This is a genomic window from Pseudovibrio sp. W64 (assembly GCF_001623145.1).
In the GTDB taxonomy this organism is placed as follows: domain Bacteria; phylum Pseudomonadota; class Alphaproteobacteria; order Rhizobiales; family Stappiaceae; genus Pseudovibrio.
The window spans coordinates 146,289-159,661 of record NZ_LMCI01000043.1 but is presented as its reverse complement, the minus strand read 5'-3'; the positions used below and the strand labels follow the sequence as shown (position 1 = coordinate 159,661).

The following is a 13,373-nucleotide window of genomic DNA, read 5'->3' as shown; positions in this document are numbered from 1 at the left end:
GCCGGAATCCAGCTTTGGTTGGGAGAAGGCGACCTCTGAAGTCAAAAAGATTGCTCATGTTACCAATATCACAGAAGAAGCTCTGGCAGATTCCGACTTCCTGCAAACGGAGATCGACTCCAAGCTTCGTTATGGTCTGGATCTGGAAGAGGAAAAGCAGATCCTTGCTGGTGATGGACAGGGTGAAAACCTGAAGGGGCTTTTGACTGAGGCTGTGGCATTTGCTGCTGCTGCTGGCCTACCCAATGCCACGCGGATTGATCGTCTGCGTCTTGCCATTTTGCAGGTCGCATTGGCGGATTACGTTGCAACGTCCTTTGTGATGAACCCAACTGATTGGGCGGCAATTGACCTCCTGAAAGATAGTCAGGACCGATACATCTTCGGTAACCCAGGTTCAATGAGCACTCCAATGCTCTGGGGTAAGGATGTAGTGGAATCCAACACCATGTCTGCGGGCGAGTGGTTGACTGGCGATCTGGCGATGGCGGGAACTTATTATGACCGTCAGGAAACCGAAGTGCTTATTTCTTCCGAGCACGACACCAACTTCATTGAAGACATGCTGACCATGAAGGGACGTAAACGGGTTGCTCTGGCAATCAAACGTGCTGCTGCAATGGTGAAGGGCAACTTCGTCTTCGCGTAACCCGAACAAATGAGGCCACCAACTGGCTCTGCGATCTTTTGATTGCAGAGCCTTTTTCAGGAGAATGAGCATGTACCTCAAAGTGAACTCAACACGCCATACGGTGCTTGGTACCTTCCGGTTTGGCTGTGTCTACAAGGTCAATGAAAAAGACGCCAAAGCCCGAAAAGTCATCAAGCCATTGATGGAAGGTGATGATGCGCCTTTGAAGCGACTGACTGCCAAGCAAGTGCAGGCGCAAAGTATCAAGTATCTCGATCTGACTGGACCTGCGAATGAAGACGCAGGGGAGGAAGAATCCGAAGAGGATGGAGACTAACTTTGCCTTTGATCGAGCTGGAAGAGGCGAAGCGTCATCTGGCCATCTCACACGGTCATGATGACGATCTCCTCCTGACGTTTATTCGCACGGCTGAGGTGTTTGCTGCGCAACATCTGCGGCGGGATCTTAAAGTCGATTTTCCCGATGGACTTCCTGAGCCGATCAAGACGTGTTTGAGCATGCATGTGTTTGCGCTCTACACCAGCCGGGGTGGTGATGCTCCTCCACCTCCTGCTTATGAAGTCATGATGGCTCCCTATAGGAACCTTGCCGGATGACCAGTAAATCAATGCGGGAGGTCGTCTCGTTCGAGGCTTTGGTGTCGAAGTCTGATGGTTACGGCAACCACGTCTCTGATTACGAACCTCGTTTTGAAGAACGAGCACACTTTAAGTTTCTTCGCGGTGGGGAGCGCGTGATTGGTGCTCGCCTTGAAGGTATTCAGCCGACTGTGGTCACTATCTGGCGCTCTCCAGATACTGAGGCGATCCAAACCAGTTGGCGTATGAAAGATCTTCTCTCCGGTACCATCTACGCAATCCGCACCAAGATCCCGACAGATGATCAGCTCTATTTTGAACTGACCTGTGAAAGCGGTGATATCGATGGTTAAAGGTGAGCAAGAGTTTCGGCAGTTCATGCGCAAAATCTTGCCGGATGCCGTCAAGAACGCTGCTCGGCAAGCTATGGAGGAAGGGGCAGAGCGTATCGTCCAGTACATGCGCCTGCTGGTTCCCAAAGATGAGGGCGAACTGCTTGCAAGTATCGGTTGGACGTGGGGTAAACCACCTGAAGGTGCCATGGTGGTTGGGAAAGTGAAATCATCTGAACGCGGTCTTCGCATTGTGATTTATGCAGGCAACGCTAGCACAATGGTCACCAACAAGCGCGGCATCAAATTCCAAAATGCTTTGATCCAAGAGTTTGGAACCAAAGATCGTAAATCCCATCCCTTCTTCTATCCCGTTTACCGCTCGCAGCGCCGTGCTGTGAAGTCCCTGATCACGCGGCGTATTAACAAGGCAATCAAGGTACTGAATGATGGCTAATCCAGATCTGGAGCTTCAGCAGGCCGTGATTGCTGCTTTGGCGGGAGACGCTGCGCTCATGGAGGTGGTGCACGGTGTTTATGACAGCACTAAAGCTTCCTCTGATGGAGCGCCTTGGGGGGATCAGCAAGGTTATGTGAGCCTTGGTCCTGAAGATGAAACTGAGGATCATCACGACTGCTTCACCATCGAAGAAATCACAGTTCAAATTGATTGCTGGTCAAAGAAACCCGGCAGAGTGCATGCAAAGCAGATATTGCGAGCGGTGCGCAATGTACTCAGCGGTGCTGAGCTTCCTCTTCCTTCCTTTGGCAACGTGCTCACCGAGCTAGAGCTTCAGCGGATTGTTCCAGATCCAGAAGAGGGCGTAACGCACGGAATTTTGCAGTTCACATTCGAAATCCAAGTTCACTAGCGAAGGAGGTTTGTCATGACTAAGCCGACAACAGAGCGTTTTGAGGAGATGGTCCTTGAGGTCGATTTTGCGGAAGATGGTAACTACGCCAGAGTTTGCGGCCTTAAGGGTGTTACGATCCAGCGGCAGGCGAATGTTGATGAGACCGAGGTCGTGGATTGCGATGATGAGAGCAAGCCCAATGAGATCTTGAGTGAAGTGCGTTCTGTGAAGGTTTCTGTTTCGGCAGAAGGAACCTGGGCACAGGAGTCTCACGGCAAGATGATGAACTGGTTTTATTCTGCAAAGCACCTTCCGGTACGTCTTGGGAACAAAAAAGCGGCATCTGGCGATCCTGAATGGGAGAAGGCTCCTGCAATTTTGTCTCAGCTCTCTCAGGCGCGTTCTGATGGTAAGGGGCGAGTTACGAAAACTATTGAGATCAATATGGTCGGCACTCCTGAAATCGAAAACAAAGCCTGAGCCTGATCTATGGAAGCCAAAAACATTGAATGGATCGGTGGTCAGCACGAGTTTGTGCTGAACATCGGTCAGCTTCGTGCGTTGCAGAAAAACTGCAATGCTGGCCCTGAAGTCATCCTCCTGCGCATCACGACGGGGACCTGGTTTATTGATGATCTGATTGAGACCATTCGCCAAGGCTTGATCGGTGCGGGAATGCCAAACAAAGAGGCGGGGCCCATGGTCCTGCATCTGTTTGAATTGCATGGGGTGCTTGAGTTCAAACCTGTTGCGATTGAGATCCTGACCAATGCACTCGTGGGCGAGGATGATGATCCCGTGGGGGAGCAGGCAGGGGTGAGGCAACAGGAGAACTCTGGCAGTTCTCCAAGTTTTACAAACGAGGAGCCGCAATAGGCTTCACTCCACGAGAAATCGATCAGATGAGCCTATGGGAATATGTGGCCTGCGTAGAGGGTTACAATGAGGTCCATGGTGGCAAATCTGGGAACCCCAGCGGTGAATTTTCAGATGAAGAGCTTCGGGAACTGGGCATTGAAGGGTTTTGATTGATGGGAAAGAATTCTGGCCTGACTATCCCTCTTGAGGTCACCTATAAGAAGTTCCACGATCAGATGTCTCGTTCCGCGGCTGCTGCGGTTAAGTCATCTAATCGGATGGCTGCGGAGAACAAAAAGCTTCAGAAGCAACTGGAGCAAACGCAACAGAAATTCGCGAAACTTCAGGCATCTGCTGGCGGGATGAACGATAATTTTGGCAAGATCGGGAAAGCCTCTCAAGGTGCTGGTAAGGAGATGCAAGGCTTCATCAATGTCTCCAAAGGTGGGCGCTTTGCCATCCAGAACACGTCCAATCAGATTGCTGATATGGCGGTGCAGTTCGAGATGGGCACTGATCCCATGCGGATCATGGGGCAGCAGATCCCGCAGCTTGTAGCTGGTTTTGGAGCTTTGACTGGTACTGTCGGTTTGTTAATGCCTGTTCTGGGGGTGATTGCGGGGATTGGTTTCCCTCTTGCTGGCGTCCTCTTGAGCATGGGTGACAATGCAGAAGGTTCCAGCAAGAAAGTCGATGCTTTCACCAAGGCGTTCAATGAGGCTGAAAGCGCGATCTCAAGAGCTAACAGCTCCATTGCTGATTACTCAAAGAACGGATTGGAGAACATCAGAGACAAGTACGGCGAAGTTACAAGCGCTGTGCTCAATCTTGTGGCCGCGTTAGCAGAGCTGGATTCCAAGGCCGCACAGACAAAAACGGATACGGCTCTGGATTCTTTCTTTGATGATTTTCTGGGCGGTAACAATGCGTTTGCTGAGCTGGATCTCCAGCTTAAGAAGTATCAGGCTATTCAGCATCGCATTGCGCAGCTGAGCGACCCTTTCAGTCAGTCCCGATCAATTGACGCTATCGGGCTTGAAGGTGTCGAGAGCACACTGAAAGATCTCAACCATGAGCTGGAAGCTTCCTCAGATCTCGTGAAAATCTGGGCTGCTGAAATGGCTGCTCTTGAAGATGCAAGAGCAAGCGGGAATATGGAGCGTGTCTCTGAAGCGCTTGCAAAAATGCGTGAGATCCTGACCAGGCTTCCTGATGAGAAGCTTGCAGAGGTAGGCAAAGAACTGGCGCGGGTGGAAAGCATCGCTCGTCAGTCGGTCAGCACAACCAAGCGTTTGAAAACGGCGACTGATGGGGTGGAGCTTAAAGGTCTCTCAGCTGATGCGACCACAATGGCCAATGAAATCAGCCGCGCTGCTGATGCGATGGAGGCCATGAAACGCAATGGTTTGACTTCGCTGGAAGATGCTCAGGTACGCTTAAAATACAAAGATGATCCGGTGTCTCGGGCTGGCGCTTTGGCTGCTCTGGAATTTGATCGCACTGTCAATCCGCTTGCACAGCAGGTCGGGCCAACAGGTGGAACTCAGCTTGCCAAAGAGCGCGAAGAGTATATCCGCATGGCTCGCGAACAGGCTCGGCTTCAGGAGGCTGCACGGCCTATCACCAACAAGGGTCCGGATGTTCTTGGGATGGGTGATCAGGAGGTCACGGCTCTTGAGCGTAGAATTGAGATGTTTGGCCGTACCCGTGAGGAAGTCGCAGCGCTCACCACAAAATACAAGCTGCTTGATATGGCAAAGCAGCAAGGTTTGGATCTCGATGAGCGTTCTGTGAAAACCGGACTGACACTTCGCGAAGAGATTGAGGCACGGTCAAAATCGGTCTCCCAGTTAACAGGTAAGATTGAAGAACAGACGCGGCAAAGCCGCATGATGGCAAGCGTCAATCAATCCATCACCAACTCACTCACGGATGTGATCTTTGAGGGTGAGCGGTTTGTTGATGTGCTTGGAAACATGGGTAAGGGGATTGCCAAGATGATGCTGCAGTCTTCTGTGTCCAGCATGACCAGCTCAGTTGGCGGTGGCGGTAACATTGGTGGGATTATTTCAACCTTGCTCTCCAGCTTTGGTGGTTTTTTTGCCGAAGGGGGCAACCTGGGGGCTGGTAAGTGGGGCATTGCGGGTGAGGGCGGTGTTCCTGAGCTGATTGAGGGTCCGGCAACAATCACTCCGTTCCACAAGCTCCCTCAATCTGGCGGTTGTGGCGGTGAGATGGTTTCTCGCGTGATCCTTGAAGTTACACCTGATCTGAAGGCTCACATTGAGAGTATCTCAGGAGATGTGGTCAAGGAAGCTGCGCCAATGATTGTTGAAGCAGCTACTCAGAAAAGCCGCGAGCATACGATTGGTGACTACAACATGTATGCGCAAAATCGGGGAGGAGGCTTCCGTGACTAACGTGATCCACTGGCCTCATTCTTTGTTTGCAAGTCAAGGCAAGCCTACTTTCCAGAAACGGCCATTTAGCAGGTCTGGTGGCATGACGCTTGGCGGGCGTGAGTTGGTAACACAGACGGATTTAGGCTTCTGGAGAGCGATGATTCCGAACATCGTGTTGCGTCGGCGTGATCTGCGCCATGAAGAAGCATGGAATGGGGTTGAAGTTGCATTGCAAGGGCAAGTGGGGCTGGTGATTGTTTCTGTTTCTCACGTGACCTCGCAGGTGCAAAAACTTGCAAAGCAGGCGCGGGCATACGTACCTCACGCTGATGGAACGGAGTTCAGCGATGGAACTTCTTATGAGAGTGAACCTGCTTTTGTACAGCTGGAAGAAGAAGCAAATTTGGGTGCAACAGTACTTAAGCTTCGCGGTCTGCAAAGTGGATTGAGGCTGTCTGGAATTTACTTCAGCTATTTGCACGCTCTCTATATGACGGGTCCGATTATCGAAGCTGATGGCGATGTTGTGCGGGTACCTATTTTTCCAGCTATTCGGGCAAAGATCCCGGCAGGGGCACTGCTAAATGTGGCGGAGCCGAGCTGCCTTATGAAGCTTGCCAGTGACAATGAATTAGATCTGAATTTCGGTAGCTCATGCTTCATCACAAAGACTGTGCATTTTGTTGAGGCTATCGACTATTGGGACAAGGCTTCTGCACCATGACACGTCGTAATGTTATGATCCTTGTAGCGCTGCGTTTCCCAACTGGAACTGCGCGGATGTGGTTTGGTTCACACACTATTCTTGACAAGGACGGTCACCCTTGGAGACCTGCCGGGGAGCTTCCAGCCTCTGCTTTAACAACGATCCAATATGCTTTTTCTGGCGAAGCAACAACGATGAACTTGAGTCTTTCCGCAGTCAGTCAGGAGGTTGCAGACCTTGCCTATGAGGAGACGCAAGAGAGCGATGTCATTGGCTCGAAGGTGCAAGTTCTCTTGCAGCACTGCGACGACGATTTCCAGCCTTTGTCTTCAGGTCCAGTTGTCAAGTTTACGGGCGAAGTGATTGATTTGAAGTTCCGCAAACGAGCCGTGAATGATCCAGACAAGCCGCAAATCCTGCATGATGTGACTTTGGTCGTGGGGAATGCTTTTCATGCTCGTAAATCCCGGCGCAATGCAGTGCTGTCGGATGCCGATCAAAGGGCTTACTCGCTCAAGGTCAATCCGGATCTTCCTCCTGACTTGTCGTGTGAGCGTATTACCTTGATGAGTGAGCAAACAATCACATGGCCGCGATCCTAGATCTTTTAAAGGTTTGGCTGGCAGATCGGCAAACCCTGATCTTTGATCCGGGCACTTCTGATTGCTGTCTTGTTCTTGCCGATTGGGTGAGTGCCAACGGGTATCCTGACGGGGCTGTTCATCTACGCGGAACCTATTCAACAGAAGAGCAGATGAAGCATCTGATTATAGAAGCTGGCGGCGCTCTGGAGTTGGTTGGCCGGTGTGCTGATGTTGCGGGTTTGAATGAGGCTCAAACCAGAAAGATCGGTGATATTGGCGTGATTGGTAGTCTTCACGCTCCTCTCAGGCAGTGGGGGGCGATCTGGGATGGTAAGCACTGGCAAGTTCACTGGAATTCGGGATTTGAAGCCGTTCACGCACCTGTTCTTAAAATCTGGAGTGTCTGATGCCTGCTACTGCTGCGTTGGGAATTGCGTTTGTTCTGTCAAATGGTGCAGCTTTCGTTGGAGCCTCTGTTGCAACGCAAGCGCTCCTTGCGGGAGCTGCTGTTTCTTCATTAAGTGTCGGGATCATTGGAGTTGGCCTGTCTGCAGGTGTCGGACTGGGGGTGAATGCACTACTCGGGAGCCAGCAGCGAAAGGACAACGCAGCACCTCTTCCAAGTACAGCAGATGGCAAGGTCGTGCAGAAGCAAAATGTGCCGTCGCGATCCTATCAATATGGCACTGTACGAGTTGCGGGCGATATGACGTTTTTAGAGGAACGCAGCGGTACGGCTTATATGGTGATTGCCTATGCCTCTCATGAGATTGATGGCTTTGTTGAGCACTTCCTGAGTGATGATCCGGTTGAGATTGATGCAGATGGCGATGTCGTCAAGTCTTTGAGCAATGATGAGGATGCATCAAAATATTATCGGCTCGGTGGTGATGCCAAGGTGATGCTCATTGAGCGTGTTGGGATGCAGGTCGGTGTTGCTTATTCGCAGCTGGTGGACAAGTTCGATGATATCTGGAGTGAGGATCATCGCGGCGACAATATTGCGAGTGTCCTGATGATGTGTAAGAGCGTGAGTGCCCGGCGGCATCGAACGGTCTTCCCGCAAGGCTACCCGACGCTCTCCTCCACCATTCGCGGTAAGAGGGTTCTCGATCCCAGAGATGGGCAAACCAAGTTTAGCGAGAACCTAGCGCTTATACGGCTAGATTTCCTATTGGCACCTTACGGGAGTGCTTTGGATGTTTCCCAGATTGATCTTGATAGCTGGGCTCATGCGGCAGATGTTTGTGATCAGCAGGTCAAGAACATTAAGGGCGATTTGGAGCCGCGCTATCATGGTGGATTCCGTGGCCGCGAAAACAATGATCCAACCCAGATTGGCCGGATGATTGATGAGGCCGGCGATCTGCTTTTGTACACCAACGCAGCTGGAGAAGTTGCAGTTCATGCCGGGGAGTGGGTTGAGCCTGATATTCACCTGAAAACAGATGATATCATTGATATTGAGTTCTTGCCGAACCGCAATGCAGCTTCCAGCGTTAAGTCAGTGCGTGGGCTTTGGGTCAATCCTGATTTGAACTATGCGGAAGATGATGCAGTTATTGAAGGCGATCCGTATGTTGAGGAGGATGATCCCAGGTCGCGCACTGTCGATAATGATTGCGTGCAGCGACACAATCACATGCGGCGCTTGCAAGCGCTCAAAGCTATTCGGGTGAATGCACCTCGTGTGCGTGTGAAATGCGACTACTTCGCATCTCAGGATGTTCTATTTAGAAGATTTCTGAAGATCAGCGATCCGCCACATCTTGTTGATGCTTATCTTGAGTTGGATGGGACGCCTACGCTGGATCTATCAACATTCCAGCACGTATTCGAAGCTATGGTTATTCCACGAGATCCATATGCCTATGAGCCTGAAGATGAGGGTGAAAAAGGCGATCCTCCCAAGCGTATCGCTGCTGAGGCTATTCCGAGCGTTGATAGCTTTTCAATTCAGATTCAGCAGCAAGGGCAAAGCGTTATCGCGGTAGCGAGTTTTACGCGGCTTTCTGAGGCGCTCACCTACGAGCTGGAATATGTGAAAACCAGCGGTGGTGCAGCTAAGTATGCGCAGGCCAATGATGGCGAAGAGACCATTGAAACCGGCAGCCTCACATCAGGTGTTGAATATCGCTTCCGCATGCGTACGCGCTCGGTCTTTGGACAAAACAGCGACTGGTCCGGCCCAACGGTCATTGTGGCTGCGGTTTAACTTCCCCTCAAATTGGAGTTGGCTATGAACTTCCTCACTAAGGAATACGTCTGGCGTGCGCGAGAAACCCTCGGACTTGAAAGCACAGATCGGCACAAGCCCAAAAAGGAAGAAATCATTGCTTACATGGGGCAGGTGGAAATTGCGGCAACGCTTGGTGCGGTGATCGTAAAAACCAAAGCTGAGCTGGATACTGTCACCGACAAGCCAGATTACACACCTGCCATAGTCGGAGCTGACTCTAACCACACCTTAAGCGGTTACTATCAATGGCTGGGTGGTACCTGGCACTATGTGCGCGATCTTGCTGACAGCATCACGAGACTGGTTGACATTGACGGGACGGGTAATGCGATCAGAGCGAAGCTTCGATTGGGCGTCAGCCTCTCGGCGGTTGAGTTTGCAGTCTTCGTTCCCATTGACAACAACTCGGGCGCAGTGACCATCAAGGTTGATGATGTGCTGCTACCAATTCGAAATGGCCTTGGCAATGAGCTTGGTCCTGATGACTTGCAGAAGGGGTATCCAGCGATGCTCGCAGTGATTGAGGGGCAGGAGGGCTATGTGCTTCTCAATCCGGCAAATGTTGAAGCGGTGGTTCTTGCGGCCAAAGCTGCAGCAATAGCAGCTCGCAATCAGGCACAAACAGCTCAAGGCAAAGCAGAGGATGCTTTGAACCAGCTGGAGGCTGCGGTTGAACAAGCTTCTGATCTGGCGTTCAAACGCTTCAACAAGCTCTATCTGGGAGCTTTTGATGATGACCCGGACACTGACATTGAAGGCAACGCGCTAGAGGACGGAGCGCTTTACTTCAACTCACCTGACAAAAAGCTGAAGGCCTATTCGTTGGATGATGATGAGTGGATTCTTGCCACTCCTGAAACAAGCGACTTTCTCAGCAAGTCGAATAACCTAAGCGACCTTGAGAACAAGTCTCAGTCCAGGGCTAATCTTGGTCTCGGAGGACTTGCGACTTCTAATAGCGTTGGGACCGCTGATCTCAGCAACAAGGCAGTGACGGATGCGAAGCTTAACTCAGCAAAACTGAATGCGCTGAATGGGCTCCCGAAGATTGTCGCTGCTTATTCAGATCTGAAGGGCTCAGCGTCTTATAGGCTCACTCGTTCAGGCAATACATTTACATTCGAAAACGAGCAGCCGGATACAGATTACATTGTTCAAATTGTAGGTGGGACGTTGATACAAGGCTCGCTCACCACCGTGGACAATATCGGTATCAGAGACAAGACCGAACAAACTTTTCAAATAGGAGGTCTGGGCTTGCGAAGCTCTGGAGGTGTGGTTGGGGCAACTGGCAAGGTAGACGTCGTTGTTTACCGGGTTTGAGCTTAACGCAGTGATGAGTCTAAGGCGATCATCTTTGTGCGCGTTCTGCTGACATGCATTGAAGTTGATCTGACAACACGGCTCCCATGGGGAGCCTTTTTTGTGAGGTGATCATGGGACGGATACCAGACTTTGAATCTCAGGAAATGTTGCAGGATCTCGGGTTTAATCCCGGCAAACCTGATGGTGATTGGGGTAGGTTATCTGAAGCTGCCTATCAGGCTTGGCTGAACTCAAAAATCAAGGCGGTCAAAAGCGATGAGCCACCATGGCTGGTTGAGGCGCGTCGACTGCTGGGAACCAAGGAGATCTCGGGACCAACGCACAATCCAAGGATCATGGGCTGGGCGAGCAAATTAGGGATCTCCTACCAGGGCGATGAAACCCCTTGGTGCGGCCTGTTCGTTGCCCATTGCATGAGCCTTGTATCTGATATCCAGCCCACCAACCCTTTAGGATCTCGCCAATGGGCGAAATACGGCAGACGGTTAGATAAGCCGATACCAGGCTCTATTCTCGTGTTCTGGCGTGGAAGTCCTCGCGGCTGGAAAGGGCATGTCGGTTTCTATGTTTCTGAGAGCGCAGGGCACTATCACGTGTTGGGTGGGAACCAGTCCAACGCAGTCACAATCACGAAAGTCTCAAAGCGGCGGCTCTTGGATATCCGGTGGCCGGAAAGCCATCCAGTGCAGGGTGAGCCTGTGTTGGCGCAGCGTGAAGGCGCTGTCTCGATCAACGAAGCTTAAGGCGTTCGAGTTTGGAGTTGTGATTTCAGTTTACTCACCAGCAGATCCACATCCTTGAATGAGGCTAAGATGCAGAAATCAGAGACAGGCACAGCATTGACCTTTCTAGCAGCTTGGATCGCCCAAAACTGGGCCAACTTCCTAGAGCCGTTCTTTCAGGCGCTGCTCATTATCCTGACCGTGGTTGCTGCGTTTTTCATGGCTTGGAATAGGGTTCTGGACAACCGCATGAAACGAAAGCAATTGCGAGACTATGAACGCGATAAGTCGTGTGCTGATTGACCGAGCGGTACTGATCGTCCTTACTGGAGATCCGAGAGTTCTAAAAAAGAGATGAGACAATTCCATTTGGCTGGCGCTGTGATATGCGGCTGGAGGATTGACAAAAAAGATTAAAATCGCATGTTTGCTTAAAGAGCCAGAGGTGAATTGGATCGTGTCTCAGTAATCGTCCGGCGATCTACTTAGCTCATAGATGATTACGTGCGGATCTTCCAAATATGTATGGGTTTTTTGCATATACTGGTCCATCACTTCTAGTGTTTCTGATGAGATTTCTCTGCCAAATACGCACTCTTGAGGGCTATCATCAGCATGAAACATCAAGTCTGCTTGATGTAATTCAACCAGATAAATGATTGCAGTCGCCGCACAAGTTGGTCTGGTGAAGTTATACATAATTGACCTCAAAGGTGATGACGTTTGATCGGACAATGTTGGTCTGAACCAATTATCGCAAGCTGCTCTTTTTCGCTAAATAATAGCTAAGGGCAATTAATCTCATAGGTTGTGATGTATTGAATAACTCGCATGACGTGATTTGAGGAAACGGATTAGTGTCTATCAAAATAGAGAGCAAATGAATCCGCCCTATCTCGCCTCTTATTCTCACCAGTAACTTAATGGCTGCGATCAGTTCCTAATGCATACGTGTGAAATTTTTTACACGTTATTTATAGGAGTTTTTCATGTTTGTTGCAGTTTATAGAACGTCTATTCTGGGACTTGGGGCAAATGAAGAAGAGGCAATCAATCATGCCTTGGTCATTCTGAGAGAATTGTCTTATGAGGAGAGTGTGCATGTTTGCAATAATTTGGAGGTCAAGCCGATAACAGAGCAAGCATGTGATCAAATCATCTACAAAGAAAGTCGTGCTTTGAATTTAAGGAATGGCGCAATTGTAGTTATGTAAATATAGCGCTATCCAGCGGCGGGGATAGCATTAATACATGCATAAACTTAATCTAATAAAGTTTATCTGATAATTGGTGGTCAGTTGTTATTTAATATTATTTGTGTATTCGCCTGATGTATAAATAACATGAATGTGAATATTGTTGAAATATTGAGAATATGCAGTATGAATGTAATGTATTTCTTATGAAATGTATGGGTTTATTTTTTGAGTAGTGCATCTCACAGTAATAGATGGGGTATTTATTAGGGGGTACTATGCTAAACTCATTCTTTCGAAACACCAGTGTTTTTGCTCCGCATCTATCTAATCGGTTTCATGGTGTAACAAGGCATGCTTGGTTCTGCTTTGTTGTTTGGTGACTGCAGGCTCCATCTGTTCTCTTTTTTACGCGTACGAAGCGGCGACTGAAGCGAATGGAGCCCAGTTCTTGATTGCCTGGACTGGCTTCATTGGCTGCCAAGTCTTTTTATGGGTAGCTCTTCGGGGGCGACGTGCCTCACGTCTAGCTAGTTCCATTTGGGCAGGTAGGGATTAGTTTTGGCACCTGCGGAGTGACTCAAAAACAATAATGGCGAGCCACAAGGCTATAGTAGTCAACCAACGTTGTGTTGAACTTTGTGGGCGTAGCGAGATATTGAGTGACTAAATCTAGAGCGAATGTCCGCAGGTATCACGTAACGTGGGCCATGAGCAGCCATTCGAGAGCTTCCATCAAGGGTTATTGATGTTGTCTGCATAGAGAGCATTCTGAGTATCTTAGTGGGCAATCTTTCATGGATCTATGCGATTATTTGAGCAGGACATGAGGCGGGTTCGCAGAGCCTATAGCTGCCATTAATCTGATCATCCTGCTTCGCATGTGCAACATGTAACGAAGGCGCTTGATTGCCAATTTTACA

The 13,373-nt window shown here is 50.0% G+C and carries 19 protein-coding genes; 18 read left to right on the top strand and 1 reads right to left on the bottom strand.

Features of this window, described 5'->3' with window-relative positions:
• The 17 genes from PsW64_RS28055 to PsW64_RS24675 all read left to right on the top strand — a co-directional run.
• On the top strand, positions 1 to 649 hold a 649-nt coding region (locus PsW64_RS28055; protein WP_208981010.1), incomplete at its 5' end, for a phage major capsid protein.
• A gap of 70 nt (positions 650 to 719) precedes the next feature.
• Positions 720 to 968, top strand: coding sequence for a hypothetical protein (locus tag PsW64_RS24745; protein ID WP_063305347.1), 249 nt, complete (start codon positions 720 to 722; stop codon positions 966 to 968).
• A gap of 2 nt (positions 969 to 970) precedes the next feature.
• The gene (locus tag PsW64_RS24740; protein WP_057462216.1) at positions 971 to 1,249 is read left to right on the top strand and encodes a head-tail connector protein; all 279 of its coding nucleotides are present in this window, start codon (positions 971 to 973) and stop codon (positions 1,247 to 1,249) included.
• The gene (locus tag PsW64_RS24735) at positions 1,246 to 1,584 is read left to right on the top strand and encodes a head-tail adaptor protein (RefSeq protein WP_063305346.1); all 339 of its coding nucleotides are present in this window, start codon (positions 1,246 to 1,248) and stop codon (positions 1,582 to 1,584) included. Before PsW64_RS24740 ends, PsW64_RS24735 begins: the two co-directional genes overlap by 4 nt.
• Positions 1,577 to 2,020, top strand: coding sequence for an HK97-gp10 family putative phage morphogenesis protein (locus tag PsW64_RS24730; protein WP_153040015.1), 444 nt, complete (start codon positions 1,577 to 1,579; stop codon positions 2,018 to 2,020). The genes PsW64_RS24735 and PsW64_RS24730 overlap by 8 nt, the downstream gene beginning before the upstream one ends.
• A complete protein-coding gene (locus PsW64_RS24725) occupies positions 2,013 to 2,435 on the top strand; it encodes a DUF3168 domain-containing protein (RefSeq protein WP_193757858.1) in 423 nt (140 codons plus the stop codon). The genes PsW64_RS24730 and PsW64_RS24725 overlap by 8 nt, the downstream gene beginning before the upstream one ends.
• A 15-nt stretch (positions 2,436 to 2,450) precedes the next feature.
• Positions 2,451 to 2,897 carry a phage tail tube protein gene (locus PsW64_RS24720; RefSeq protein WP_063305344.1) on the top strand — a complete coding sequence of 149 codons (447 nt, stop codon included), beginning with the start codon at positions 2,451 to 2,453 and terminating at the stop codon, positions 2,895 to 2,897.
• 9 nt (positions 2,898 to 2,906) lie between these two features.
• Positions 2,907 to 3,293, top strand: a complete 387-nt coding sequence (locus tag PsW64_RS24715) for a gene transfer agent family protein (RefSeq protein WP_063305343.1) — start codon at positions 2,907 to 2,909, stop codon at positions 3,291 to 3,293.
• A 26-nt stretch (positions 3,294 to 3,319) separates the two neighbouring features.
• Positions 3,320 to 3,445: a hypothetical protein gene (locus PsW64_RS28370; protein WP_275078096.1), complete on the top strand. Its 126-nt coding sequence runs from the start codon at positions 3,320 to 3,322 to the stop codon at positions 3,443 to 3,445.
• A 3-nt stretch (positions 3,446 to 3,448) separates the two neighbouring features.
• Positions 3,449 to 5,695, top strand: coding sequence for a phage tail length tape measure family protein (locus tag PsW64_RS24710; protein ID WP_063305342.1), 2,247 nt, complete (start codon positions 3,449 to 3,451; stop codon positions 5,693 to 5,695).
• On the top strand, positions 5,688 to 6,401 hold the full coding sequence (locus PsW64_RS24705; protein ID WP_153042428.1) for a hypothetical protein: 714 nt from the start codon (positions 5,688 to 5,690) through the stop codon (positions 6,399 to 6,401). The genes PsW64_RS24710 and PsW64_RS24705 overlap by 8 nt, the downstream gene beginning before the upstream one ends.
• Positions 6,398 to 6,985 carry a hypothetical protein gene (locus PsW64_RS24700; RefSeq protein ID WP_063305340.1) on the top strand — a complete coding sequence of 196 codons (588 nt, stop codon included), beginning with the start codon at positions 6,398 to 6,400 and terminating at the stop codon, positions 6,983 to 6,985. The genes PsW64_RS24705 and PsW64_RS24700 overlap by 4 nt, the downstream gene beginning before the upstream one ends.
• Positions 6,970 to 7,374, top strand: a complete 405-nt coding sequence (locus PsW64_RS24695) for a DUF6950 family protein (protein WP_063305339.1) — start codon at positions 6,970 to 6,972, stop codon at positions 7,372 to 7,374. The genes PsW64_RS24700 and PsW64_RS24695 overlap by 16 nt, the downstream gene beginning before the upstream one ends.
• Positions 7,374 to 9,182: a hypothetical protein gene (locus tag PsW64_RS24690; protein ID WP_063305338.1), complete on the top strand. Its 1,809-nt coding sequence runs from the start codon at positions 7,374 to 7,376 to the stop codon at positions 9,180 to 9,182. The genes PsW64_RS24695 and PsW64_RS24690 overlap by 1 nt, the downstream gene beginning before the upstream one ends.
• A 24-nt stretch (positions 9,183 to 9,206) precedes the next feature.
• Complete coding sequence (locus PsW64_RS24685) at positions 9,207 to 10,529, top strand: hypothetical protein (protein ID WP_063305337.1); 1,323 nt, start codon at positions 9,207 to 9,209, stop codon at positions 10,527 to 10,529.
• Positions 10,530 to 10,642: 113 nt separating this feature from the next.
• Positions 10,643 to 11,275 (top strand): NlpC/P60 family protein, encoded by a 633-nt coding sequence (locus PsW64_RS24680; protein ID WP_063305336.1) that lies wholly within the window; start codon positions 10,643 to 10,645, stop codon positions 11,273 to 11,275.
• A gap of 69 nt (positions 11,276 to 11,344) precedes the next feature.
• The gene (locus PsW64_RS24675) at positions 11,345 to 11,557 is read left to right on the top strand and encodes a hypothetical protein (RefSeq protein ID WP_063305335.1); all 213 of its coding nucleotides are present in this window, start codon (positions 11,345 to 11,347) and stop codon (positions 11,555 to 11,557) included.
• Between the two features lie 159 nt (positions 11,558 to 11,716).
• Here the strand turns inward: PsW64_RS24675 and PsW64_RS24670 are convergent, their stop codons facing one another.
• Positions 11,717 to 11,953 carry a hypothetical protein gene (locus tag PsW64_RS24670; protein WP_063305334.1) on the bottom strand — a complete coding sequence of 79 codons (237 nt, stop codon included), beginning with the start codon at positions 11,951 to 11,953 and terminating at the stop codon, positions 11,717 to 11,719.
• A 290-nt stretch (positions 11,954 to 12,243) separates the two neighbouring features.
• Here PsW64_RS24670 and PsW64_RS24665 point away from each other — a divergent pair, with 290 nt between their 5' ends.
• Positions 12,244 to 12,468 carry a hypothetical protein gene (locus PsW64_RS24665; protein ID WP_063305333.1) on the top strand — a complete coding sequence of 75 codons (225 nt, stop codon included), beginning with the start codon at positions 12,244 to 12,246 and terminating at the stop codon, positions 12,466 to 12,468.
• The last annotated feature ends 905 nt before the right edge of the window (positions 12,469 to 13,373 follow it).